The 25,461-nt window shown below is 43.0% G+C and carries 17 protein-coding genes; 15 read left to right on the top strand and 2 right to left on the bottom strand.

Features of this window, described 5'->3' with window-relative positions; all coding sequences use genetic code 11:
- The 5 genes from EHS13_RS30990 to EHS13_RS30970 all read left to right on the top strand — a co-directional run bounded on the left by EHS13_RS30990 (window position 1) and on the right by EHS13_RS30970 (window position 8,937).
- Window positions 1–2,229, top strand: coding sequence for a DUF5696 domain-containing protein (locus tag EHS13_RS30990; protein ID WP_155704075.1), 2,229 nt, complete (start codon window positions 1–3; stop codon window positions 2,227–2,229).
- On the top strand, window positions 2,229–3,122 hold the full coding sequence (locus EHS13_RS30985) for a carbohydrate ABC transporter permease (protein ID WP_155704074.1): 894 nt from the start codon (window positions 2,229–2,231) through the stop codon (window positions 3,120–3,122). Before EHS13_RS30990 ends, EHS13_RS30985 begins: the two co-directional genes overlap by 1 nt.
- Entirely contained in the window at window positions 3,119–4,102 is a 984-nt protein-coding gene (locus EHS13_RS30980) for a carbohydrate ABC transporter permease (RefSeq protein WP_162463334.1), read from the top strand. The genes EHS13_RS30985 and EHS13_RS30980 overlap by 4 nt, the downstream gene beginning before the upstream one ends.
- Window positions 4,103–4,216: 114 nt before the next feature.
- Window positions 4,217–5,602, top strand: coding sequence for an ABC transporter substrate-binding protein (locus EHS13_RS30975; RefSeq protein WP_155704072.1), 1,386 nt, complete (start codon window positions 4,217–4,219; stop codon window positions 5,600–5,602).
- A 194-nt stretch (window positions 5,603–5,796) separates the two neighbouring features.
- Window positions 5,797–8,937 (top strand): alpha-mannosidase, encoded by a 3,141-nt coding sequence (locus tag EHS13_RS30970; RefSeq protein WP_227013608.1) that lies wholly within the window; start codon window positions 5,797–5,799, stop codon window positions 8,935–8,937.
- A gap of 241 nt (window positions 8,938–9,178) precedes the next feature.
- Here EHS13_RS30970 and EHS13_RS30965 read toward each other — a convergent pair whose 3' ends face one another.
- Window positions 9,179–9,367 (bottom strand): hypothetical protein, encoded by a 189-nt coding sequence (locus tag EHS13_RS30965; protein ID WP_155704071.1) that lies wholly within the window; start codon window positions 9,365–9,367, stop codon window positions 9,179–9,181.
- A 35-nt stretch (window positions 9,368–9,402) separates the two neighbouring features.
- Between EHS13_RS30965 and EHS13_RS30960 the strand changes: the two genes are divergently transcribed.
- The 4 genes from EHS13_RS30960 to EHS13_RS30945 all read left to right on the top strand — a co-directional run bounded on the left by EHS13_RS30960 (window position 9,403) and on the right by EHS13_RS30945 (window position 15,601).
- Complete coding sequence (locus EHS13_RS30960; protein WP_155704070.1) at window positions 9,403–12,465, top strand: ThuA domain-containing protein; 3,063 nt, start codon at window positions 9,403–9,405, stop codon at window positions 12,463–12,465.
- A 264-nt stretch (window positions 12,466–12,729) separates the two neighbouring features.
- Window positions 12,730–13,353, top strand: a complete 624-nt coding sequence (locus EHS13_RS30955; RefSeq protein WP_155704069.1) for a carbohydrate-binding protein — start codon at window positions 12,730–12,732, stop codon at window positions 13,351–13,353.
- A 47-nt stretch (window positions 13,354–13,400) separates the two neighbouring features.
- Window positions 13,401–14,270, top strand: a complete 870-nt coding sequence (srtB, locus tag EHS13_RS30950) for a class B sortase (protein ID WP_155704068.1) — start codon at window positions 13,401–13,403, stop codon at window positions 14,268–14,270.
- Entirely contained in the window at window positions 14,267–15,601 is a 1,335-nt protein-coding gene (locus tag EHS13_RS30945) for a glycoside hydrolase family 99 protein (protein WP_227013606.1), read from the top strand. The genes srtB and EHS13_RS30945 overlap by 4 nt, the downstream gene beginning before the upstream one ends.
- 75 nt (window positions 15,602–15,676) lie before the next feature.
- Here EHS13_RS30945 and EHS13_RS30940 read toward each other — a convergent pair whose 3' ends face one another.
- Complete coding sequence (locus tag EHS13_RS30940) at window positions 15,677–16,792, bottom strand: GntR family transcriptional regulator (protein WP_155704067.1); 1,116 nt, start codon at window positions 16,790–16,792, stop codon at window positions 15,677–15,679.
- Window positions 16,793–16,999: 207 nt separating this feature from the next.
- Between EHS13_RS30940 and EHS13_RS30935 the strand changes: the two genes are divergently transcribed.
- The 6 genes from EHS13_RS30935 to EHS13_RS30910 all read left to right on the top strand — a co-directional run bounded on the left by EHS13_RS30935 (window position 17,000) and on the right by EHS13_RS30910 (window position 25,452).
- Window positions 17,000–18,637 carry a response regulator transcription factor gene (locus tag EHS13_RS30935; RefSeq protein ID WP_162463332.1) on the top strand — a complete coding sequence of 546 codons (1,638 nt, stop codon included), beginning with the start codon at window positions 17,000–17,002 and terminating at the stop codon, window positions 18,635–18,637.
- The gene (locus EHS13_RS30930; protein WP_155704065.1) at window positions 18,627–20,420 is read left to right on the top strand and encodes a sensor histidine kinase; all 1,794 of its coding nucleotides are present in this window, start codon (window positions 18,627–18,629) and stop codon (window positions 20,418–20,420) included. Before EHS13_RS30935 ends, EHS13_RS30930 begins: the two co-directional genes overlap by 11 nt.
- Before the next feature lie 204 nt (window positions 20,421–20,624).
- On the top strand, window positions 20,625–21,572 hold the full coding sequence (locus EHS13_RS30925) for an ABC transporter permease (RefSeq protein ID WP_155704064.1): 948 nt from the start codon (window positions 20,625–20,627) through the stop codon (window positions 21,570–21,572).
- Between the two features lie 20 nt (window positions 21,573–21,592).
- Entirely contained in the window at window positions 21,593–22,477 is an 885-nt protein-coding gene (locus tag EHS13_RS30920; protein ID WP_155704063.1) for a carbohydrate ABC transporter permease, read from the top strand.
- A 92-nt stretch (window positions 22,478–22,569) separates the two neighbouring features.
- Window positions 22,570–24,165, top strand: a complete 1,596-nt coding sequence (locus EHS13_RS30915; protein WP_155704062.1) for an extracellular solute-binding protein — start codon at window positions 22,570–22,572, stop codon at window positions 24,163–24,165.
- A 66-nt stretch (window positions 24,166–24,231) separates the two neighbouring features.
- Entirely contained in the window at window positions 24,232–25,452 is a 1,221-nt protein-coding gene (locus tag EHS13_RS30910) for an enolase C-terminal domain-like protein (protein WP_155704061.1), read from the top strand.
- The last annotated feature ends 9 nt before the right edge of the window (window positions 25,453–25,461 follow it).

Raw genomic sequence — 25,461 nt, 5'->3', positions numbered from 1 at the left:
ATGCCTACGCTCATCAAGCGCCTGCCTTTTCCTGTGAAATTGGCTGCTATAGCTTTTTGTATTCTTATCGTGTTTATCCTATCTTTTCTGCTCAAAAATCACGGGACTTCACCTGCTGCTGCACTTGAAAAAACGGGAATCTCGACAACAGATTTAGCAAGAGTTCCTCTTTATACTGGCTCAGAGTGGAAGCCGACTGTGGAATCAGATGGTTATGCCAAAGCGTTAGAGAACGATACCTTTGCTTTATATATTCAGCCTAAGAGCACCCAGATTGTTTTGATCGATAAACGAACTGGTTTCCGCTGGAGTAGTAATCCTTCGGAGGAGCAGTTGAAAAGCCAAACCGTTAAAGGCTTGCTATTATCCAATCTGAAATCTCCTTTTGCGCTGACCTACGTTAGAACCAAGGGGAAAGACCAAACGATTCGTGAGGTTATCAATGCACTTGATCCAAAAATACAAATGGTCCTTACTCAATCAGCGGCAGGCATACAGGTTGTTTATACCTTCCCAGAAAGGAAGCTCAGCTTCGCGATTCAGTACGAACTAACTGCAAAAGGGCTTAAGACGCGTATTCCAACGGATGGGATTAAAGAGGAAGGCGAGTTTTCTGTATTCAACATCGATTTATTGCCTTATTTCGGAGCTGCTTCATCCGATGAGGATGGCTATGTATTCGTCCCTGATGGACCTGGCGGTTTAATTCGCTTCGACACCAAACGGGCTGACATCTCAAAAGGCTTCATTCATCAGGTTTACGGTTTTGAAGTGACCAACAATGGCAATTGGTACCGATCTGGTGAATGGCGTGAGGACATTGCATACCCAGTATTCGGGATGAAGCGGGGCAGCAATGCGTTTATGGCTGTTCTGACAGAAGGTGGAGATTCAGCGAACATTGCTGCCATGCCTCCGGGAGTGAAATCGACCTTGTTCAACGTTTACTCCAATCAGATTTACCGTGAAGAATATTTGTATCGGATGAGTCGGCTTGCTGCTCCTGCTAAAGCTGTACAGAAGCAAAGATTGGAAACAGACCGTGAGGTCGAGTACCGCTTTTTGAATGGAGCGGATGCTGGCTATGTCGGGATGGCGAAGTCATATCGCGAGTATTTAACTGAAACAGGCCGCTTTAAAAGTTTGTTGAAGCCTGTTGAACATGTTCCGCTCAACCTGAAAATCGTCGGAGGAGACTTCACAGAAGCCTATAACCGAATCCAATACATTCCCACAACTACCTTCTCTCAAGCAGGCGATATCGTGGATGGACTAAGGAAACAAGGAGTCGCCAATCTAAAGGTTACCTATTTTGGCTGGAAGAATTTAGCGGCCGATAATAGGTATGAGCCCTCCCCGATTGAGAAGGCTATTGGTGGTGAAGATGGGGCACGTGAGCTGGCAGCCAAGCTGAAGAAGCAAGGAATTCCATTGCTATTCACGGAGGACATGGTTTGGGGAAATACTAAAACCTCTGATTTATCAGGCAAGTCAAATGGAATACGTGGAATCGATGGCACGGTGTTCATGGAAGAGGGTTGGTTCGTCAATAAACCGGCAAGCACGGTAGCAAAGGCTTACGACACTATAAAGACACTGAAGTCTATTGGCATATCGGGTATTCAATACAACGATCTAGGCAGCTTTGTGTTTCACGATTATGAGCCTTCGGGCATCGCCACTCGTGCTGAAACGATCAACATATATAAGGGGTTGCTCGCTTACACCAAGAAAACTCTCGGATTGGCAGGCGTTTATCGTGGCTACGACTATTCGGTCGGTCAGGTGGACTCGATAGATTTACTTCCTCATGAATCTAGCTATGATTTCATGATTGATGAGACGGTTCCGTTCTATCCTATTGCCCTTCATGGCTATGTACCTTATTCATTTGGTGATGGGAATTTGCGGAACAATGTAGAAGCTGAATTTCTCAAGGCCATTGAATATGGCGCCGTGCCTTCCTTTATTCTGACACATGATGATTCCAGAAAGCTAAAATACACCTGGACCAGTGGGATTTTCAGCAGCCAATACGAGAAATGGTCAGACAGAATCGGAGATGAGTACAAGAAGTTCGATTCCCTCTCCAGCTTGTTCGCCCAGCAAATTATCAATCATGAAAAGCTGGCTGCAGATAAATTCGCGACCACTTACGAGGATGGAACTCGTGTTATCGTCGATTATGCTCAGAAAACGTTCGCTATAGAGAAAGGTGGGGGCGTTTAATGCAAACGAAGCTTAAAATTCGCGCAGCACGTCTTCATCTTTGGAAACGTTATGGTGTAGGACTGCTGTTCATGCTTCCGTGGATAATCGGGTTCTTATCCTTTGTCGTGATCCCCATTATCTGGTCGTTGTTCATGACCTTGAACAAAGTTAGGGTCGGGGTTGGCGGACTCAAATATAAGTGGGTCGGGATGCAGAATTTCCGGGATGCCTTCATTAAGGATAATATTTTTCCGATCCAGCTGATCACTTATTTTCAGGAAATGCTGCTGATGGTGCCGATCATTGTGATCTTCGCCTTGCTCATAGCTTTGATGCTAAATCAGCGGTTTCCTGGACGCTTCATCTACCGCGCCTTGTTCTTTCTTCCTGTTATTTTTGCGACGGGTCAGGTGCTGTCAGAGCTGTTCGTGCAGGGGTCAGGAGAAATTCCTTTCCTCGAGCAGTACAATTTGCTGCCGATTGTTGAACAGTACGTGGGTAGGGAGTTTGCCGCAACGGTCATGGATGTTCTAAGCAAGGTCGTACTTATTCTCTGGTACTCAGGTGTACAGATTCTTATATTTATTGCTGGATTTCAGACGATCTCGCAAACGATTTATGAGGCGGTTCGAATTGATGGTGCCTCTCCTTGGGATAGTTTTTGGAAAATAACACTGCCAGCTTCCATTCCCTTCATCAGCTTAAACGTGCTCTATACGATCATTGATCTGTTCACATTCCCGCTAAACCCTGTGATGAAGCATATTAAAGACAATATGTTCAAGATCGAAACGGGCTACGGTTATGCGAGCGCGCTTGCCTGGATATATTTTGGATTCATCTTCGCTCTGATCATGCTTGTGTTATGGCTATTCAATCGCAGTCTCAAGACCAGGAGGGCACATACATGATAGCGAGCTTAAAGCTTGAACTGGAGAAAATGACTCATAACGTGAGGACATTATTGTGGAGCCGCAATGCTCAAAGAATCAAAGTTCTGATTATGGGGCGTAATTTATCGGACGGGTTACTCGCCAAGCTAATCATCTACCTGCTGCTCTCCATTGTCGCTTATCTATATCTGCAGCCCGTGCTTTATATGGTCAGCACCATGTTCAAAACCCTCAGCGATCTGCTGGATCCAACGGTTAAGTGGATTCCTCGTGAGGTCACTTGGGAGAATATAACCAAAGCTTGGAAGGGGCTGCAATACCCAATAGCTCTGAGGAATACGGCTATCCTCTCGTTGTCTTGCTCGATTGTTCAGGTGTTCGTTTGTGCGATGACGGGGTACGCATTGGCTAGGTTAAGCGTGCCTTTTAAAGGCTTGATTACGGCGTTGGTTATCATGACCTTTCTCATCCCGCCTCAGATCATCATCATTCCGCTTTATGTGATTTACAGTAAGCTGCATTTACTTAATACGATATTTGTCTTTCTTGTTCCCGCTATTTTCGGGCAAGGGCTTAAAGGTGCGTTGTTTATTCTGATTTTTCGCCAGTTTTTCAAGGCACAGCCTATGAGCTTAGAGGAAGCTGCCAAGCTGGATGGAGCATCTACGTTAAGATTGTTTTTTGGAATTATGCTGCCTTTGGCTCGCTCGGCTTGCTTGGTCGTGTTCCTCTTTTCCTTCATCTGGTATTGGAACATGTACTATGAACCGTCGATGTTTTTGGCCAAATCTTTTACACCTCTATCGATTCGATTAGATGGGCTGGAGCAAGTGCTGAACCCGTCCTTGCTGGGAAATACCTTTACCATAACCAACCCAGTCACGGAGAGCACGAAGATGGCAGCCGCATTCATGATTATTTTACCGCCTATCCTTGTGTTTATGTTCTTGCAGAGATGGTTTGTTAGTGGGATTGAAAGAACAGGCCTGGTGGAATAAGGAGATTTAGCGAGAGGAGTGATGGCCGGAAAGTCAGCTTTGTTAGCCTAGTTTATTGCAATAATTCTGTATAACTAGAACCACAAAAACCACAAATTTAAGGGAGGAATTACAATGAAGAACAAACGTTTAGTAGGTTTTATGTTGAGTATTTTATTGATGATGACCGTATTTTTTACCGCATGCTCGAGTGGTGGAGATGAAGCAACTAAAGAAACAGATAAGGCAACAGCAGCACCTGTAGCTTCAAGCGGGGCAACAAAAGCACCTGAAGAGGCCGTAACGGCACCGCCTGAAACCGCTCACGAACCGGTAACATTAAAGCTGATCTCTTGGTCAGATTCCTACACCGAATTATATAAGAAGTTTAATGAAAAATACCCATGGATCACGATTGAGCAAATTCCGGTTAACAGCCGTCCAGTTATGGAGATAATTGCGACTCTGGAAGCAGCAGGCACGCCAGCTGATTTGACTTGGATCGATTCCGATTTAATTACCTTTGATCAAAATGGCTTGATCGAGGATCTAACACCTTATCTAGAAAAAGACACCTCATTCCGCGATATTCAATTGCCAACAGGCTTCTTCGATACAATGACGTATAAAGGTAAAAAACTAGCTGCGCCTTTTGTTGATGTGCCGATGTGGATTCTTGTAAACAAGGATCTACTGACTAAACATGGCGTGGAAATGCCGAAAAACGACTGGAGCTACGATGATTTCCGCGATGTAGCCAAGAAGTTGACAGATCCAGATGCTGGAGAGTATGGCTTAACTACACAGCCTGAATTCCAAATGCGCTTATTGAGCACCAAAGCAGTTGCGGATGGGCATGCTGCAAACCTGCAGTTTATGAATGCGGATTTGACACAAAGCGTGCTTAATACACCAGAAGTGATTAATGATGTGAAATGGCTGCAGGACTTCGTGACTAAAGACGGTTCGATGCAAAGCTATGCAGCTGCCAAAGAAAAGGGCGATGTTTCCGCTCAGTTCATTAATGGTAAAACAGGCTTCGCTATCGGCGGAGACTGGGTACTGCCTGGATTGAAAAAGGATGCTAAATTTGCTTGGGACGTTCTCCCTTTTCCAAAAGGTAAAGTTAGTCAGCCTGGTTACACGATCTACGGACCACTTTCCTTACTTAGCGGATCCAAGCACAAAGAAGAAGCTTACTTATGGATCAGCTTCCAATTCTCTAAAGAAGCCCAAAAATGGAAAATCGATCAAGGGGCCAATGCATCTGTAATTGATCCAGAATTAACAGCTTACTATGATCAATCCCCAATGTGGCAAGGCAAGAATATTGAAGCCGTCAAAATTGCTCAGAAAAACGCCGTAATCCAACCGGGTGCTACAGTTCCTGCATGGGGCGAATACAACTGGAACAATATCATGAATGATGTTGTAATGGGCGAAGGCGACATCAACTTGATCATTCCAGAGACGGAAGCTTGGAACAAGAAGACGCTCGAGGTTCGGGATAGTTTGAAGTAAGGTAAACAATCACCAACACCCTAAACCATGTTAGTTGTGGCGTTGGGTGTTTTTGAATTGTTGAAAAGCCAGGAAATAGAGGGTGATTTGCGAAAAGAGCTAACTTTGTACCATTAAGTTTAAGATTGACTCCTACTAAAGCAGGGTGGAATTTATGTAAAATAGTATCAAATATGAAATGAGGGGTATTCAGGATGATTAATGAGAAACAAATTCATAAAACGCTAGGCAAGCTGAAGAAAATCGAAGAAGTGTATTTGCCTTATATTTTTCAAAAAGTCGGAGATGTTCCTGTACGTTATATGGAAACTAGCGAGCACTTGTATGAGGTTCCTAGCGAAAATGATTCGTGGAAAAAAGCACATAGTGGGTTGGCGTGGGGGAAAGCTTGGGAGTCGGCTTGGTTTAAAGGTACTTTTGAAATCCCAGCAAGCTTAAAAGGCAAGAAGTTATTCGTCAGCGCGCAAACAGATGGGGTGGAAGCTTTTTTCTGGGTTAACGGCAAGCCTAAAGGGATTTTCACACATGCCAAAGAAGCTGAAAATAGGGGAAACCATCATACCCTGCTATTGGCGGATGAGGCCAAGGTAGGAGCGGTTTATGAGCTTGCTTTTGAGGGCTATGCAGGCCATCCTTGCTTTGGCACACAGCCCTACCAAACCTACCAATCCAATGATGGCTATCATGACCGCTTCGAGCGAGTCTTTCAATCTATCGATATTATGATTTGCAAGGAAGATGTTAAGGATTTTGTGTTCGATTTACGTACCTTGAACCAATTATCCAGTTCAGGAAGAGTTGATGAGTTCCGGAGGGGGCGAATAGTTAACGCACTGCTGGAAGCATTTACGGTTCTTGAGCAATCACCAGATGAAGTGTCAGAGGACATCTGGCGACCTGGGATTAAGAAAGCTTGTGAAATAATAAAGCCACTTTTGCAGCAGAAGAATGCGGATTCCGCACCAAAAGCAGGCATAATCGGACATTCTCATATGGATACGGCTTGGCTGTGGACGCGTGATGAAACGATTCGCAAATGTGCACGAACCTATGCCAATGTGCTCTCTCTTATGGAGCAATATCCGGAGTATACCTTTATTCAAAGCTCTGCATTTCACGCAGAGCTGATGCGCCGCCATTACCCGACTATCTTCGAGGGAATGAAGCAGCGCATTGCTGAGGGGCGATGGGAGCCAAACGGCGGCGTTTGGATTGAGTGTGATTGCAACCTAGTCTCAGGTGAATCTATGGTGCGCCAGTTCCTCAAGGGGCAGCGTTACACTCGAGAGCATTTCGGTTATACAGCAGATACCTTCTGGCTGCCAGATACATTTGGTTACAGTGCAGCCATACCGCAAATTATGGAGAGCTTCCACGTGCGTTATTTTCTGACGACTAAGCTTTCTTGGAACGATACGAATCGGTTTCCATACGATACCTTCCGCTGGCGAGGGCTGGATGGAACAACCGTGCTGACTCATTTTAACAGCATCCATTGCTGGCCGGACGCCGAGACATTGATCCAGCGAGTTTATGACACTACACAGAAACAGGTAGTGGACAGTCGTTTGATTTCATACGGCTATGGTGATGGCGGCGGTGGTCCGCAGTATGAAATGCTGGAAGCGGCTAGACGTATGAAGGATGTGGAGGGTGCTCCGAAAGCTGAGCATACAACCGTCAGCCGCTTTATGCAAGAGCTGGAGCAAACAGCAGTTAATCCACCGCTGCATGTAGGTGAGCTCTACTTCGAAGGGCATCGCGGGACGCTTACCCAGATGCATCAGATCAAGCGCAATAACCGTAAAGCAGAATTTGCAATGCAGAATTTGGAGCTTCTAGAGGTTTGGAGCTGGGTTAATGGAGGAGCTGCTCCTTCTGCAAGACGAGATGAAATTTATGAAATTTTGCTGATTAATCAGTTCCATGATATTTTGCCAGGCACATCCATTCCAGAAGTACATGATCGAGCGATTAGCGAAGTCAATGATATCATTCGTGAAGCGCAGGAGATGACAGCAGCATTGTTAGCAAAAGCTGTTGTTGCCAAGCCAGAATCGATAACGGTTTGGAATACACTTAGCTGGACTAGAACGGGCACAATTGCTGTAAATCAAATTCCAGATGGGTTTATTCCAGAGCAAGCTTCGTTAATTAGCCAACGGATTGAAGATATAGCTGGGCGAAAAAGCCTGTTAATTGGTGGAGTGGAGCTGCCAGCCTTGGGAGCGCAGGTCATTGACCTTAAGCGTGTAAGTGTAAGTAACTCTGCGGTGGCTAAAGCTTCACCTTTTCAAATGGTAGGCAATCGCTTAGAGACTCCTTATGCAATTGTGTTATTTGATGAAAATGGCTATATTGTCTCGTTTATAGATAAAACTTCAGCTCGTGAGCTCAGGGGCAGCGGTTATCCACTCAATGCTTTTCTAATGGGTGAAGACCTTCCGGGGGCTTGGGATAATTGGGATATTGACCGAGATGTTTTTGGTAAGCTGAAGCTGCAAAATACGCTTATCTGTCGAGATGTCGTGGCGGATGGTGAGCTGCAATTTAGGATCAGAAGTCATTATCGTATTGGGCTTAATTCTGCGCTTAAACAGGACATTGTCTTCCATGCCAATAGTCCGCAGGTGGATTTTGAAACGATTATCGATTGGAGAGAGAAGCATCAGCTTCTAAAGGTAGGTTTTAATGTTAATATTCTGGCTCATAGTGCACGTCATGAAATCCAGTTTGGGCATGTGGAGCGTCCAACGCATACCAATACGACCTATGATCAAAGTATGTTTGAAGTATGCGCACACAAATGGACGGATATCTCGGAAAATCGTTTCGGTATTGCCTTGCTCAATGATTGCAAATATGGGGTATCCGTTGATGGTTCCGACATCCGACTGTCCTTGCATAAAGGCGGTACTCACCCTGATCCGCGTGGTGATGAAGGACTCCATGAAGTGACCTACAGTCTGCTGCCGCATCAAGGTGGCTTTAGTGCAGAAACCGTTATTCGTCCGGCCTATGAGCTGAATGTTAAGCCTTTGGTGGCATATGGCAGCTCAAACCGCGAGATTAATTCCTTTCTTGAAGTAGGTGCTTCAAATGTGATTTTGGAAACCGTTAAGCCGGCAGAGGTTGACAAAGCCTACATTATCCGCCTATACGAAGCAGAGCGTTCCGCTGTTAATGGCATGTGGCTGAGATTCAACACGATTCCAAGCAGAGTTACTCTGGTAAATATGCTGGAGGAAGAACTTTTGGAGCTTCCTGTTAATGGGGCTGAAGTGTTACTGGATTTCCATGCATTTGAAATAAAGACAGTTAAGGTGTTCTTCTAAAAGGTGCACTTCTGCACCTTATATCATCGATCTGGGCCCATTCCGATAAATGAGGTGCACTTATGCACCTTAAATCATCGATCTGGCCCCATTCCGATAAATGAGGTGCAATTCTGCACCTTATAACATCGGTCTAGCCCTATTCCGATAAATGAGGTGCATTTATGCACCTTATATCATCGGTCTAGCCCTATTCCGATAAATGAGGTGCAATTCTGCACCTTATATCATCGGTCTAGCCCTATTCCGATAAATGAGGTGCAATTCTGCACCTTATATCATCGTTCTGGCCCCATTCCGATAAATGAGGTGCACTTCTGCACCTTAAATCATCGATCTGGCCCCATTCCGATAAATGAGGTGCAATTCTGCACCTTATATCATCGATCTGGCCCCATTCCACTTCTGCACCTCTGTAAGTTGCCAGCATCTTTAGCCCCCGCCCATAAAGGAGATTAGACTAATGTGAAAAAAGCTAGAGTGAAGATAATACTGGGTTTTCTATTATTAATTAGCTTTTTTCTAGTAGGCTTCTTTGTTGTTCCACACCTTCAGTCAACTAAAGTTCCTGCCAAAGAATTCAAAGTGCTCGTTTTCAGTAAAACAGCAGGTTTTCATCATGATTCAATTCCTGCTGGAATTGCAGCTATCCAAGCATTAGGTAAGGCGAATGACTTCCGAGTCGATGCAACCGACGATGCGAGCCAATTCTCAGCAGACAATTTAGCTCAATATGCGGCGGTCGTTTTTCTGAGCACAACAGGCGATGTGTTGGATAAGGCTCAGCAGGCTGCTTTTCAAGCGTATATTGAATCCGGGCATGGCTATGTGGGTATTCACTCTGCCTCCGATACGCTGCATTCTTGGTCATGGTATGGAGATCTGGTTGGAGCATTCTTCACGGATCATCCGGCTGTTGCCCAAGCGACGGTGAAGGTAGCGGATAAAGCTCATGGTTCCACGGCAGATTTACCAACCATCTGGTCACGAATAGATGAATGGTATAACTATCACCATAATCCACGGGGTTCTGTTCATGTACTCGCAACTGTAGATGAGAAAAGCTATACTGGCGGCAAAATGGGCTTTGATCATCCAATCTCGTGGTGTCAAAAGTACGATGGCGGTAAATCGTGGTACACGGGAATGGGGCATGCCATTGAAAGCTATACAAGCGATTCTCAATTCCAGCAGCATATCTTAGGCGGAATTCTGTGGGCAGCAGGCAAGGTCGAAGGGGATTGTTCAGCAACAGTTTATTCTAATTTCAATTACCAGAAGCAGGAGCTCATTTCTGCTGTTCAAGCACCGATGGGCTTTGATTTTGCACCTGATGGACGGATGTTCCTGATTGAAATTGGCGGCAGAGTCCGCGTCTATTCCCCAAAAACAGAGGTGACTAAAACGGCAGTGACCTTGAAAACGGTCAGCGGAAATGAGCAAGGCTTGTTGGGTATTGCGCTAGATCCTAATTTTGCTGCCAACAATTGGCTTTATCTCTATTACTCACCTGCTGGAGCGACAGAGGAAGACCGCATTTCACGTTTTACAGTGTCAGGCGATACGATCGAGTTAGCTTCTGAAAAGCTCTTATTGAGCGTGCCCACCCAAAGAGCAGAATGCTGTCATCATGCAGGGGATTTGGAATTTAGTGCCGACGGCAATTTGTATCTTTCTACCGGCGATAATTCGAATCCGTTTGCTTCAGATGGGTTTGCACCACTGGATGAGGGAGCGGGCCGTTCAGCATGGGATTCGCAGAAATCATCAGCCAACAAAAACGACCTCCGTGGCAAAATATTAAGAATCCGACCGCAAGCGGATGGGACCTATACGATACCAAGCGGCAATTTATTTACGGATGGCTCAGGAAAACCTGAAATTTATATCATGGGGGCACGGAACCCGTTCAGGCTAACTGTTAGTCCTTATGATAATACGCTTTACTGGGGCGAGGTTGGACCTGATGCTGGTGCGGATAATCTGCTGCGAGGCCGTAAAGGCTACGATGAAATCAACCAAGCAAAGACAGCTGGAAATTACGGCTGGCCTTATTGCATTGCTAATAATAAAGCTTATGTGGATTATGATTTTGCTGCGCATAAGTCGGGAGTTGCTTTTAATTGCGATGTCCCACTCAATAATTCTCCCAATAATACGGGCGGGCAGAGCTTACCAGCAGCACAAAACGCCTTGATTTATTATCCATACGGAAAGAGCATTGAATTTCCTGAGATGACGGACGGAACTGGGCGAACTGCTGCGGTAGCATCCGTTTATAAGTTTGATGAGGCGAACACCAATGTTTTTAAACTGCCAGCTTATCTGGATAAGTCGCTGATTATTTATGATTTCTCACGGCAGTGGTTTAAAGAGGTCAAGCTCGATGACAAGGGAGACTTACTGAAAATCAACCCTTTTCTAACTAATTTAAATTTTGACCATCCGATTTATGCAAAAGTAGCGAAAGACGGGAATCTTTATATCGCTGAATATGGGAGTGGCGGAGCAGACGGCAAAATATCGCAAGTCATTTACACAGGCGGTGGAGGAAACTTAGCTCCGACAATCGAGGCATCAGCTGATAAAACAAGCGGTTTAGCTCCTTTACTAGTCACCTTCAACACAAAAGGCACAGTAGATATGAATGGTGATCGAATAACGTACGCTTGGGATTTTGACAATAATGGCACAACGGATTCCACAATACCTAATCCAAGCAACTCTTATGCGAAGAATGGGAATTACAAGGCTAAGCTAACGGTTACCGACAGCAGGGATGAAGCTGCTTCGATGACTATCCCGATTACAGTGGGGAATAATGCGCCAGTTGTGACCATTACCACACCATCCGCAGGCGGATTCTTCACTTGGGGAGATACGCTTAATTACACGATATCCGTTACAGATGCAGAAGATGCAACAATCGATTGCTCCAAAGTTAAAGTAACTCCCGCGCTTGGGCACGATGAGCATTCTCATCCTGACGCGACCCAAACGGGCTGCACAGGTTCTTTTAAAACAGCTTTAAGTGATACTAATATTGAGAATACCTTTTATTACCTTACGGCAGCTTATACGGATAACGGCGCGACTAATGCAAATCCCGTAACGGGAGCATCAACGATTAAAATTCTCTCCAAAGATCGACAAGCCGAGTTTTATGACAGCTGGAGCGTAGGAGCTCTTCAAACCGAAGCGACAGCGGACAAAGGTGCAGGCAGCAATCTCGGTTTTATCGAGAATGGGAGCTGGATTGCTTATAAAGACATGGACCTAGCTGGAATGAATGGTATTAGTGCAAGAGTTGCTTCAGCGGGTGCAGGTGGAACCATAGAAATGCGTGTCGATTCGATAACGGGGACACTGCTCACTACCCTGACCGTTCCCGTAACAGGCAATTGGCAAACCTGGAAGGATGTATCAGGTAAGCTAAATCAGGTACCGACCGGTAAGCATACTGTTTATTTTGTGTTTAAAGGGAAGGCTGGTTACTTGTTTAATGTGAATAAATTTGAATTTTATTAAAGAAGCTAATTTTAACCTTAAAAGTTTAATATTGTCTCCTATTATTGGGATATCACTTTAATATAAGATCATTATGAGAAACAGCAAGGGTAAACTTCACTTTATGGAAACGCTTGCAGAGAGCGCCGATTAAGCAAAGGAGGTAAGTGGTGCGAGCTGGATGGATAGCAACCAGCTCTTGGGTAGTTGAAATTGGCGTTATCTGTTTTAGAAATTTTATTAGTACCTAGCAGTTAAATTTATTCGGAAAAAGGAGTGTTAACAATGAAAAAATCTTTAATGGTTCTGGCTTTAGTTATGATTATGGTAGTAAGCAGTGCAAGCTTGGCGTTCGCAGCAATCAGTCCTTATGATAAGATTTCCCCAAGTGAAAACACAGATCTGAATAGTGACACGGGCAAGCATGATGATGGAAAAGGCCCAAGAATTGAGGAAAATGATAAGAAAAACTTAGGCTACATTAAAGCTGGCAACTATGCCAAATTCGGCGGAATAGATTTTGGTGCAGAGGGTGCATCGAAAGTAAAGGTTGAAGCTGCAACTCCAAATGCTGCTGGTGAAATCGCATTCGTGTTGGATGATCCCAAAGGCGCACCATTTGCAACGGTTAAATATGAGTCCTCAGGGGATTGGCAGAAATATGTATGGTCTGAAGCAGATGTTACAGGTGTTACTGGCGTACATGATCTCTACGTAGTATTCATCAGCGGTGATGTGAATGTAGGCGATATTCAGTTCGTAAAAGCTAGCGGTGGAGCTGAAGCCGCTGTTCCTGCTGCCGACAATCCAAAAACAGGTGATGCTGGTGTGATGCTGTATGTTCTGCTTGCAGCTGGTTCCGCAGCGTTGTTATTTTCGGTAAGAAAGTCATTTATTAAACAATCGTAATTAAACGGATTTAATCAACACAACTACCTAAAGGAGGGGATGTTCTCATGTCATTGAAAATGGCGGAGGAACGTCCCTTTTTAAACGAAGAGGGACGAGTGAATCGAGTAGCTGCACATTGGATTAAATGGTGTGTACTGAGTATTGCTTTAGCTGTATTCCTATTTTCCACCTATAAAATTGTGGCATATGTAAATGCCGGCTCTGAGAACAAGAAAACTTATGCAGAAATAAGAGAATTGTATGTTGCCGGACCGCCTAAAGTAACTCAAACAACGCTAGTGACCTCAACCTACCAACCATTTAGCTCGGATGATGATTTACATAATGAGCAGGTCCTACCTGAGAAAAAACCTAATCCTAAATTCCTTGAGCTGCTTAAGCAGAATGCAGAAATCGTTGGATGGATTAAAATTAACTCCACTAAAATTGATTATCCAGTAACGCAAACAAAGGATAATGAATTCTATTTGGACAACGATGTAAACAAAGTTAAGAATCCAGCTGGAAGTATCTTTATGGATTATCGGAATTTAGCGGATGGGCCAAATCGGAATATAATTATCTATGGCCATGACATGCGTACAGGTGCTATGTTTGCTAATCTACTGGGTTATCAGAGTAAATGGAATTTTGACAATAAGTCGATTATTGAATTCGATACACTGTATGCGGATGAAAAGTGGCAAATATTCTCTGCTTATACAACGGATTCACAGTTCGATTATATAAAAACAGATTTTCGTACGGATGTGGAATATTTGGCTTTCTTGAAGACAATTCAGGCTAAATCGATCCATTCAACCTCTATCGAGCTTACCGAGACAGACACCATTATAACTTTATCGACATGCTCAGCTGCGTCTAAAGATGCGAGATTTGTAGTTCATGCCAAGCTGATTAAGGAGGAGTTATGAAAAGATTCACGTGGATTGTCCTATGTTTTAGCTTGATTTCAGGCTGTAAATCGGAAGCAGTAATATCGAGCAAAACCGAGACAACGCCAGTACCGTCCTTATCGACACCTATACCTACACCAAAACTGATTAGGGATGGGGATGTCTTAGGCAAGGTTTATGCTGGCTATCAAGGCTGGTTTAATGGAGTGGGTGATGGGGCGAGCAATGGTTGGACTCACTGGTCTAAGAATAGTAAGGCTCCTGAAGCCAATGCCAATACCCCTAATGTAAATTTTGAGCTATATCCGGACATTAGAGAGTATTCAAAGCTATATAAAACTAATTTAGCTAACTTTGGAAATGGACAGCCTGCTATGTTGTTTTCGTCCTATGATCAAGAGACGGTTAACAAGCATTTTGAGTGGATGCAGACCTACAATATAACAGGTGCTGCCTTGCAGCGATTTGGAGCAGAAGTGAGTGACAAACCAAGTAACTGGAAGAAGAATCGCGATAGTGTAGCTGTAAAAGTGAAAAATGCCGCGGAAGCGTATGATCGTAAATTTTATGTGATGTATGATATTACAGGAATGAATGCTGAGACTTGGGTAAATGCGGTTGAACATGACTGGACCACTAACATCGTAAGTACGATGAATCTGACGGGCTCAAGTGCTTATGCCAAACAGGATGGGAAGCCAGTTGTTTGTATCTGGGGAATTGGGTTTAACGACCGACCAGCTGACGCCGTGCAATCTGCCGCAATCATCCAGTGGTTCAAAGACCAAGGGTTTTATGTGATCGGCGGGGTACCCACTTATTGGCGTTCAGGCAATAAAGACTCAAAGCCTGGTTTCGAGGAGGTTTATAAATCACTAGATATGCTATCTCCGTGGTTTGTTGGGCGCTTTGGAAAGCTTGAGGGGGCGGATCATTTCAAATATAGCCAATGGAAACCCGATTTCACCTACACCGAGCTTCACCACATAGATTATCAACCGGTGCTTTGGCCGGGTTCTGCATGGTCTAACTTAACTAAAGGCAAAGGTCCTAAAAATGAAAATCCGAGATTGCACGGCGACTTTATGTGGCGGCAGGCTATCAACTTAAAGAGTATCGGGATCTCAACGGGGTATGTGGCGATGTTTGATGAGTATGATGAAGGCACAGCCATTGCCAAAATAGCCGAGAATAGCTCAATGATCCCAACGGATCAGTACTTCCTTACCTTAGATGCAGATGGAGTGGCTGTTTCAGCAGATCTCTATCTTAGGCTGACTGGCGATATTAATCGACTGTTTAATGATGAAATTCCTTTAACCCCGGAGCATCCGACAAGTCATCAATAGAGTGTTAATAGAAAATGCGAAGACGCCTTAAGATCTCTTAGGGGGTCTTCGTTTTTAAATTCCATTTCTGTAAATCTAACTCCCCGCGTCCACTGCTACTCTAATCAAATGAGGTTTAGTTGATTGGCGAACAATCAAATGAGAAGGCAAAACAATTTTTTTGCGTTCCTGCAACGGGTTGTTAATTAGCGAAATGAGCAATTTCGCGGCTTCCTTGCCGATTTCTTCCTCTTGCTGAACGATGACAGTAGGTGGGATTCGCGATAGCTCGGAGTACTCATAGTCATCAAAGAAGACTAAGGAAAGCTGGTCTGGAATGGGGAGATTGAGCTTAGCTGCAATATGAAGGACATGATTGCCAGTACCCGTATTCTCGGCAAAAACAGCAGTGATTTCGTTGTGTTCTTTCAAGAAATTCTCAATATCATCGGCTCCTGCGTTCAAAAGTCGCAGGTTATGGTGGATCGGAAGACCGTGATCAGATAGAGCTTTTTCATAGCCAATCAAGCGTTCCTCCACACTTGCGGTTCCGTGCTGGCTGGAGCTAATAAAAGCGATTTGCTGGTGGCCTTGTTCAATTAAGAATTTAGTTCCAGTATAAGCACCACCGCTGTGATCGGAGCAAACGCTATTAGCGGCAATTCCGCGCATTTCCCGATCGATAAGGACAATGGGAAAACGTGATAAGGTAAGCTGTACAAGCTCTTCATTAAAATGCTCACCGTCAACTGGGAAAATAATAATGCCTTTGACCCCGAGCTGGATCACTTGATGAATCAGTTCTTTTTCTCTCTGTTGGGTATCATGTGATCTATAGAACAAGACATTATAGCCGGATTTAGCTAGTTCTTCCTCAACACCACTCAATAAGTTAGCCGTAAATCTATTCCTCAACCATGGCATGATGTAGGCAATTAAGGGTGGAGTGTTCGGATTTGATTCTGGTGTGAGGAGTGTGGGTTCTCCAGCACCAGGTGCTGAAACGAAGCTGCCTCGCCCTTGAATGCGATAAATTAATCCCTCTTTGACGAGAGTCTTAAGTGCATTTTTTACAGTGATTCGGCTGACACCAAATTGATTCGCAAGCTCATTCTCAGAGGGTAAGCGATCACCAGATTGCCAATGGTGCTGTTGAATCTGCTCAAGAACAAAGGTGCGAAGCTGAATGTATAAAGGAATGCGTTTATCCATAGATACCAAGTAGATTCATCTCCAAATTATTATTATACCAAATATACAACTTTTATTCGTAAAAGTAAACATGAAAGCGGTTGATTTCCTTGTTTTATCGTGATATATTCTGAATATAATAATCAATGTACTAATTAGTTATAAAGGTTTATAGGGTATACTATTAAGGGGTGCAACTATTGCTTCTTGAAAAAGGGTGAGATGTTCATGTACACACTATTAATTGTCGATGATGAGAAGGAAATTCGCGAAGGCTTGAAAACGGTCATTCCCTGGAATGAGTATGGAATTGATGTCGTGTTAACAGCAGATGATGGGGATACGGCTTTGGCGGTCGTCCAAGCAAATCATATCGATATTATCCTGACAGATATAAAGATGAATCGCATGTCGGGGTTAGAGTTTATCAAGAATGTGTATCGGGATAAACTATTCGCCGCTAAATCTATTGTCATTAGCGGATATGATGATTTTGAATCGGTGAAGGAAGCCATGAAGCTAGGGGTAATGGATTATATTTTAAAGCCAATTAATATAGACGAGCTGCAGCAAATTATCAGCAAGGCGATTAACCATATCCAAACTGAGCAATTTGATAAGCAAAATCAATTATTTCGTGACAAACAACTAAATCATGCGATTCCGCAATTGCAGGAGCAATTTCTCAGAGGGCTTCTAGATGCGGAGCATATTGTTGAATCGGATTGTTGGATTGCGGATCAGCTGAAATCTGTGCAAATGGAGTGGTTAAAGGACCATGCATTCGCGCTTTTAGTGCTTGAAGTCGATGATTTAAAAGCCATTGAAGAAAAGAAAAAGTATCGCCGTGAGAAAGAATTGGTTATATTCGGTGTTGGAAATGTGATCAATCAAACCCTCAAGGAAGAGTGCTTTGAGCCATTTGCCTTATTCGCAGATAAGAAAGAACGCTGGGTGCTATTGGTTAATTATGAGCAGAACAAGGAGCTTGAGGTGATCGAATCACTGGCTAAGCTTATTATCGAGCGGTTGAATAAATATGTAAAAGTTAACGTGACTATAAGTATAAGTCCAGATGTGGAGGGGGTGAATAAGCTCTATTCTTCTTATCATAAAGCAATTGAAATTCTCGAACGTAAAGTGATAATTGGTGGGAATCGGTTGATCGGATCAGATGATATGGAGGAGGAGAATAACAACGCTCAAGTGACATTGCGGAATGTGGCAGAAGTGGTCGATTTAATTAAATTTGGGACTGAAGCTGAAATTGAAGAATGCTTTCGTTCATTCTCGACGATGGTTAAAGGCTGGTCTTTTACTAATATTAAAGATATTCAGCAGCTTACTTTCGAATGGCTCATTGAACTGTTTAAAAAAGCGGAAGCAGCTGGCTGGAAGGAACGCTGGCGCGAGCAAAATTTAATTGCCGTCTGGGAGCAAATGGAGCAATTCGATACGTTGGATTCCTTGCAGAAATGCACAATGAACTATGTAATTGAAATTGCAAGAAGCTTTAAGCTGAATCACCAGCCTAATAATCAGATTATTACAGAAGCAGAAGCCTATATATCGAAGTATTATGCGGATAATTTAACGTTGCAGCTTGTTGCGGATCATGTGCATATTACACCTGTGTGGCTTAGCAAATTATTCAAAAAAGAGAAGCAAACCCCGTTTCTCGAATACTTAACTGCTGTCAGAATTGATAAAGCGAAGCTGCTATTAAATGATCTTCAGTTCCGAATTTATCAAGTGGCCCAGGAGGTAGGGTACAAGGACTCGGTCCATTTTACCAAAATATTCAAAAAAGTTGTAGGGTATACACCGAAGGAATATCGCAATATGCGAGGCATCCATGAAGAATAAATCCTTTCTGGTCAATTCGGTATCAGTCCGCAAAAGAATCGTTGTGTTGTTCTTTATTTTTATTATCCTGCCTTTCATCTTCTTGGCCTATTATTCCTATAATCAATCCGTTAAAGGCATTTCCGATGCTAATGCATCGTTTTCGCTGGATTTTCTAATCCAATCTAAAAAAAACTTTGAAGATTATTTAAAGGATTTAAACGAACAAATGAACACTTTGATTGGGACTAAAAAGCTGCAGGATCTGGTGATTGCCAAGCCGAAAGGCCCTGCCGAAGAGGAAGCCTATGCCGCTGAATTGGAGGATTTCATATACGAGAAGAAACCCATTGTAGACGCTTATCGGATTCGAGTTTACCCGCTCCTAACGGTACCCTATTTTGCTTATATTCATCATTTCTACTATGGAAATGATATTAGCAATGAAAACTGGTTTACTGAAGTGAAGAAAACGGGCAGACCCTCTTGGTATTTATTCATGCCAGCTGACAATGCCGATTTGTATCCTTTTCCAATTATCTCCTATGTAAAACGCTTTACGGGTCTATATGATAACGTACCTCGAGGCCTTATTATTGCGGATTTATCAGAGGATAATATTTATCGATATATGTCGACACCGCAAAGGCTGAATGGGCAAGAAACCTTTCTGCTCGACATTCATGGAGTCATTATTTCGCATCCCGTGAAGAGTAAAATCGGCACCATCCTTGAATCCCCAGAGTTAATAAGCTTGATAGACTTGAGCGGTGAAGGTACAGAAATCATCAAGCTGGGTAAAACCAAATTTCTCGCTACTTTTGTGAAATTAGAGCAGCAGCCATGGACCATGGTAAGCACGATACCTCTAAGTGAAATGACAAAGTCGATTAGCAAAATTAGCAACGTGACGTATTATTTTATCTTAGGCTACATTCTCTCCTGTATCATTATGATTCTTTATATCACGAATTTTTTCACTAATCCAATTGTGCATTTGGTACGATCGATGAGGAAGATGGATAGCAATAACGTTGCCATGCCTTTGCAATATTTAAAAAGACAGGATGAGATTGGTCTGCTTTACCGCGGATTTGATCAAATGCGCAGCAAGAATTATGACTTGATTGAAGAAGTCCATAAATCCGTGAAAACTAAAAAAGAGCTTGAATTTCAGGTGTTGAGCCATCAAATCAATCCGCACTTTTTGTACAATACCTTGGAGTCGATTCGCTGGAAAGCGGAGCAAAGCCATATGAAGGAAATCAGTGAAATGGTTTCTGCATTAGGTAATCTACTGCGTTTAAGTCTCAATCAAGGTCAAGAGCTAACCACGGTTAGCCGAGAGCTTGAGCATTTAAGAGCTTATATTCATATCGAAAAAGCACGCTTAGACAAACCATTTCGAATTATGATCCAGGTGGATGAGGATACGTTAAAGCTGCCTTTGCTGAGACTCATTTTTCAACCATTAATCGAAAATGCGATTCATCACGGGATACGCGATAACCCGGAAACAGGGAAGATTATCCTAACAGGCAAGCTTGAAGGCAATAATCTTTATTTTGAATTAATCGATAACGGCAAGGGAATACCACCGCATATCATTGAGGGATTGAATAATCCGCCGATGGATGGCATGCAAGCTAAGAATACTAATGGAGGTGTAGGGCTTTCAAATGTGAATAAAAGATTGAAACTATATTTTGGGGAAGCGTATGGGTTGCAAATTATTTGTGAAGAAGGCAAAGGTACGAAAATTATTATTAAGCATCCGGTACTTCCAGAAAACTATGAAGGTTAACAGGAAACGCTATATCGTAAAAATCGATATGGCGTTTTTGTTTCCTTAATGCTAACAAGCCAATTATGTGCCTGTAAAGTTTATGATCGTCTTATAGCAGAGCAGCTTCATTAACTAGTAAAATAGACTTATGAAAGCTGAAGAAGCCAAGCAGGACGGTACTAGTCATCATAAGAAAGGTTGATCAGAATGAGGGGATTGGACATGCAAACACAGCAGTTTCCTGTTAAGAAACGCAAGGGAGTTTGGCATGAATTAAAAAAGAATGCATCTGTGTATATGATGTTTATTCCAGTAGGGGTATTGCTGCTGTTATTTAATTATTTTCCAATGGCCGGACTGGTCATAGCGTTTAAGGACTTTAATTTCACTAAAGGGATTTTTGGAAGCGAATGGATGCAACCGTTTTTTAGTAATTTTGATTACCTATTCACTTCATCAGCTGCTTTTAGAGCGATCAAGAATACGATTTTCCTTAACCTGCTGTTTATCTTGTTTGGTTTAATATTTGAGATCGGGTTAGCTTTGATTTTCAATGAAATCCGCAATAAATACTTTAAAAGAATCTCGCAATCCATTACGTTTTTACCTTATTTTATTTCTTGGATTGTCGTGGGTGTGTTTGCGTATAGCATGTTGAGCGATATTGGTTCTCTCAATTCTTTCTTGAAGTTCTTAGGCATCCCGCCAATTGATTTCTATAACAAACCAGGTCTCTGGCCGATCATTCTCACCTTTATTATTCGTTGGAAGGTCACGGGTTATGGAAGTGTGATCTATATGGCAACTCTAGCTAGCGTCGATTCTTCTTATTATGAAGCTGCCGCAATTGACGGTGCTAACAAATGGCAGCAAATTCGCCACATCAGCTTGCCCATGCTCAGGCCAACCGTGATTATTCTAACCTTGCTGGCTATTGGGCGGGTTATGAATGCAGACTTTGGAATGTTCTATGCGGTTATTGGCGATTCTTCTCCCTTATACCCAACCACGGATGTTATCGATACTTTTGTTTATCGCAGCCTACGAGTTACGGGGGATATTGGAATGGCTTCGGCAGCAGGTTTTATGCAATCAACTATCTCATTTATTCTAATCCTTGGCAGTAATCTAATCGCCAGGAAATTGGATCGTGATGCCGCTTTATTCTAGAGAGAAAGGGGGATACCCAAATGGTTGCCAAAAAATTCGATATTGTACAGATCATTCTAATGCTCCTGGTAGCTGTATTTTGTATCTTTTGCTTAATTCCGTTCGCAATGGTGATTAGTGGATCGTTGAGCTCGGAAAGAGATATTTTTCAATATGGGTATACGTTAATTCCGAGAAATCCAACGTTATTAAGCTATAAAATTCTCTTATTGGGATCTGCTAGAGTAATTAATGCCTATAAAGTGAGTATTATTGTTACGGTTTGTGGGACACTGCTAGGTCTGCTTGCCAATACCTTAGGCGCTTATGCCATGGCAAGAAGAACGCTGAAATATAGGAATATTCTCTCGATTTATGCTTTACTCACCATTATGTTTAATGGCGGTTTGGTTCCTTGGTATATCATTTGTGTGAATTATCTGCATCTGAAGGAAACTTTATTTGCTTTAATTCTGCCTGCAGTTGCCAATGCCTTTTATATGTATCTCATACGCAATTATCTGTTATCCATTCCGGAAGAAATGTATGAATCCGCTAAAATCGAGGGAGCAGGAGAATGGCGAATTTTCGTACAAATTATTATGCCGCTTGCTAAGCCTGTTCTGGCTACTATTGGTCTTTTCTTTGCTCTACAGTATTGGAATGATTGGTTTCTCGGGCTTATGTATACAGATACGCAGGAATTACAGCCGTTACAGCTGATTCTTAGAGTACTCATCAATAATGTTGATTTTCTTCGCACCTCGGCAAATGCTAGTGAAATGTCTCGTCTGTCTGCAGCTATACCCTCAGAGGGAATTAAAATGGCTGCAACTATTATTACGATTGGACCTATCGTATTCGTGTATCCCTTCCTGCAAAAGTTTTTCATCAAAGGAATTATGGTTGGTGCAGTAAAAGGGTAACTATTACAGCTATACTGTTAACGGGAAACAAATTTGCCCGTTAACAGTATCACCGCTGTTTAGTATAAATATTAATAAAGGGAGCGTTCAAGATGCAAAAAAGACGTTATTTTATGTTAGCTTTGGCTTTATTCTTGATGTTAAGTATTGTGCTTTCCGCTTGTAGTTCTAAGAAGGACGTAGAAGAAGCTGTTCCAACTACTGCTCCACCTGCCAGTTCAACTGCTCCTGCAGTAAGTGCTTCGGCCGCTCCTCCAGTAACGCCAGCAGCTGATGAAAAAGAAGTTACGCTCCGCTTTTATTTTGGGGGAGATAAAAAATCAGCTACGGATGAGATTTGGAAAGCAGTAAGCGATTATGTGAAAGCCAAAGGGCTTAATGTTAATTTCAACATCAGTACAATACCATTCCCGGATTATAAACAGAAAATGCTCGTAATGGCTGCTTCTGGCGATGATTGGGACATGAATTTTGATGGCGATTGGCTCTCGATTTTCCAAATGGCTGCCAAAGGCGGATATATGTCGCTTAATGACCTGTTGCCTAAATATGCACCAAACCTTTATAAGAAATATCAGGATGCAGGCACACTTCAAGCTGCTACTGTAAATGGAGAGATTATTGCGCTCCCATGGACAATGGAAATGAATCAACGTATATTCGCTAACTGGCGGTCTGACCTAGCAAAGAAAGCGGGTATCAATCCAGCACCAGGTGCGATTAAAACGATTGAAGATGTCGATAAATTTGTACATGAATTTAAGAAAGCTTACCCGAACCAAAAGTTTGGTAGAAGCGGTCCTTTGGACTTAATTCAGCCTAAATATGAGTTGGTTAAAACAGATTGGCATTTCTTGTACTTTGATGTCAATGATCCGTTAGTGAAGCTTGTTCCGATTGAACAAACCCCAGCCTACAGAGAAGCGATTAATTTAGCGGAAAAATGGAAAGATGATGGAATCATCAATAGTGATGCATTGGTTACTAAAGAAGATGGCGCAGTAGAGTGGAGAAATGGTAAGAATATCTTTACGATTACTTCCCATGAATGGACTTATAATACGATGAACTTCTCTGAGCCTGGTGCTGAAAGAGAAGGAGCAGAAATGTATCCGGATAAAAAACAAGTAAACCGTACAGCATTAGCTAATGTTGTCGCGATTAATAAAAACTCGAAGAATGCAGATAAAGTACTGCGTTTTCTAGATATGCTGGAAGTGGATCAGAAGCTTTATGATCTTGTACAGTATGGTATCGAAGGCAAAACTTATGTTTTGAATGGCAATAAAGCAGATTACCCTGCCGGTATGGACGGCGGTTCGAGTAATTATATGGAGTGGGGCGGTCAATGGGCGCTTTGGAAGCCGCAATATATGAGACCAAACCCAAGCTATCCAGATGGTTTCTGGCAGAAGGAAGCAGATTTCGCACATGAACCAACGAATATCGTAAATCCAATTGATGGATTATTGCTAGCTGAAGATAACGTGAAAACAGAAGCAGCGAAACGTGACCAGCTGCAGGATGAATTCGGTAAAGCCTTAGAGCTTGGAAGTATTCCTAAGGGTAAAACAGCAGATCAAGCCGTAGATGAATATATTGCTAAGCAAAAGGCAGCAGGTGTTGATAAATTTGTCGCAGAAGCTCAAAAACAAGTGGATGCATTCTTGGCAAGCAAGAAGAAATAAAAGGTAACAATTACAAAAAGCGTGCTGCTTGTAGAGCACGCTTTTTGTACATTAGGAGGGATGGAAATGGCAAAAATTAAAGAAGTAAGATGTATCCGTACGAGAGCCAATTTAAGCTGGACGATTGTAAAAGTCATTACAGATCAGCCTGGTTTATATGGAATCGGCTCTGTCTCAGACATGTACAATCCAGGTGCTGTAGTGCAAGTGATTGAGCAGCTGTTTGCTCCAAGATTAATTGGCAGAGATGTCAGTCAGATTGAAGATATTTGGCAAACGCTGTATACCAGTGGCTATTGGCGTAATGGAGCATATCTCCAAACAGCAATTGGCGGGATTGATATGGCTTTATGGGATATTAAAGGCAAGGAAGCGAATATGCCTGTATATAAGCTGCTCGGCGGAGCCTGCCGTTCAGCTGTCCCATGTTATGCCCATGCGGGCGGGCAAGATATAGAGGAGCTCATAGATGAAGTTTCTCGCTATAAAGAAGCAGGTTATTCCGTTATTCGCTGCCAGTTTGGCAGCTATGGCGGCGGGGGATTTGTCTCTGGTAAGCAAGCTAATTTGCCTGATCCAGCATGGGCTAGTCAGGTATTCGATGAAGCCTTATATATCCACACCATTCCAGACATGTTTGAAAAGCTGCGAGTTAAGTTTGGCATGAGTATAAACTTTACGCATGACGTGCATGAGCATCTATCGCCTATAGCTGCGATTCAATTATCGAAACGCTTGGAGCCTTATAGCTTGTTTTTCTTAGAGGATGTGCTGCCGCCTGAACAGATAAGCTGGTATAAACAGCTGAGACAGCAAAGCGCCACGCCTCAAGCAATCGGCGAGCTATTCACGAACCCGCAAGAGTGGGTTCCGTTAATTAAAGAGCAGCTGATTGATTTCATTCGCGTTCGGGTTTCGAAGGCGGGAGGCATTAGCGCTTGCCGCAAAATTGCTGCATTGTGCGAGGCTTTTGGTGTGCGCACAGCTTGGCAGGAGGGTGGAGAGAATGATCCCGTCAATCAAGCGGCAGCGGTGCATTTGGATATGGCCATCTCTAATTTTGGAATCCAAGAGATTAATCATTTTCATCCAGAAGAGGAAGCAGCTTTCCCAGGTCTTATCGAACGAAAAGGCGGATATCTATATACCAATGACAAACCTGGACTGGGGATTGATATCGATGAGGAAAAAGCTTCGCTGTTGGTAGATGATGAATGGAAGAATAAAGCGTATCATCGTCCCTATCCGACGGATCGCAAGGCAGATGGAACTATTGTAAAACCATAATAGAAAGGG

Source organism: Paenibacillus psychroresistens (assembly GCF_009728935.1).
In the GTDB taxonomy this organism is placed as follows: Bacteria; Bacillota; Bacilli; order Paenibacillales; family NBRC-103111; genus Paenibacillus_AC; species Paenibacillus_AC psychroresistens.
The sequence above is the reverse complement of the archived record's forward strand: the minus strand, read 5'-3'. Positions and strand labels throughout refer to the sequence as shown.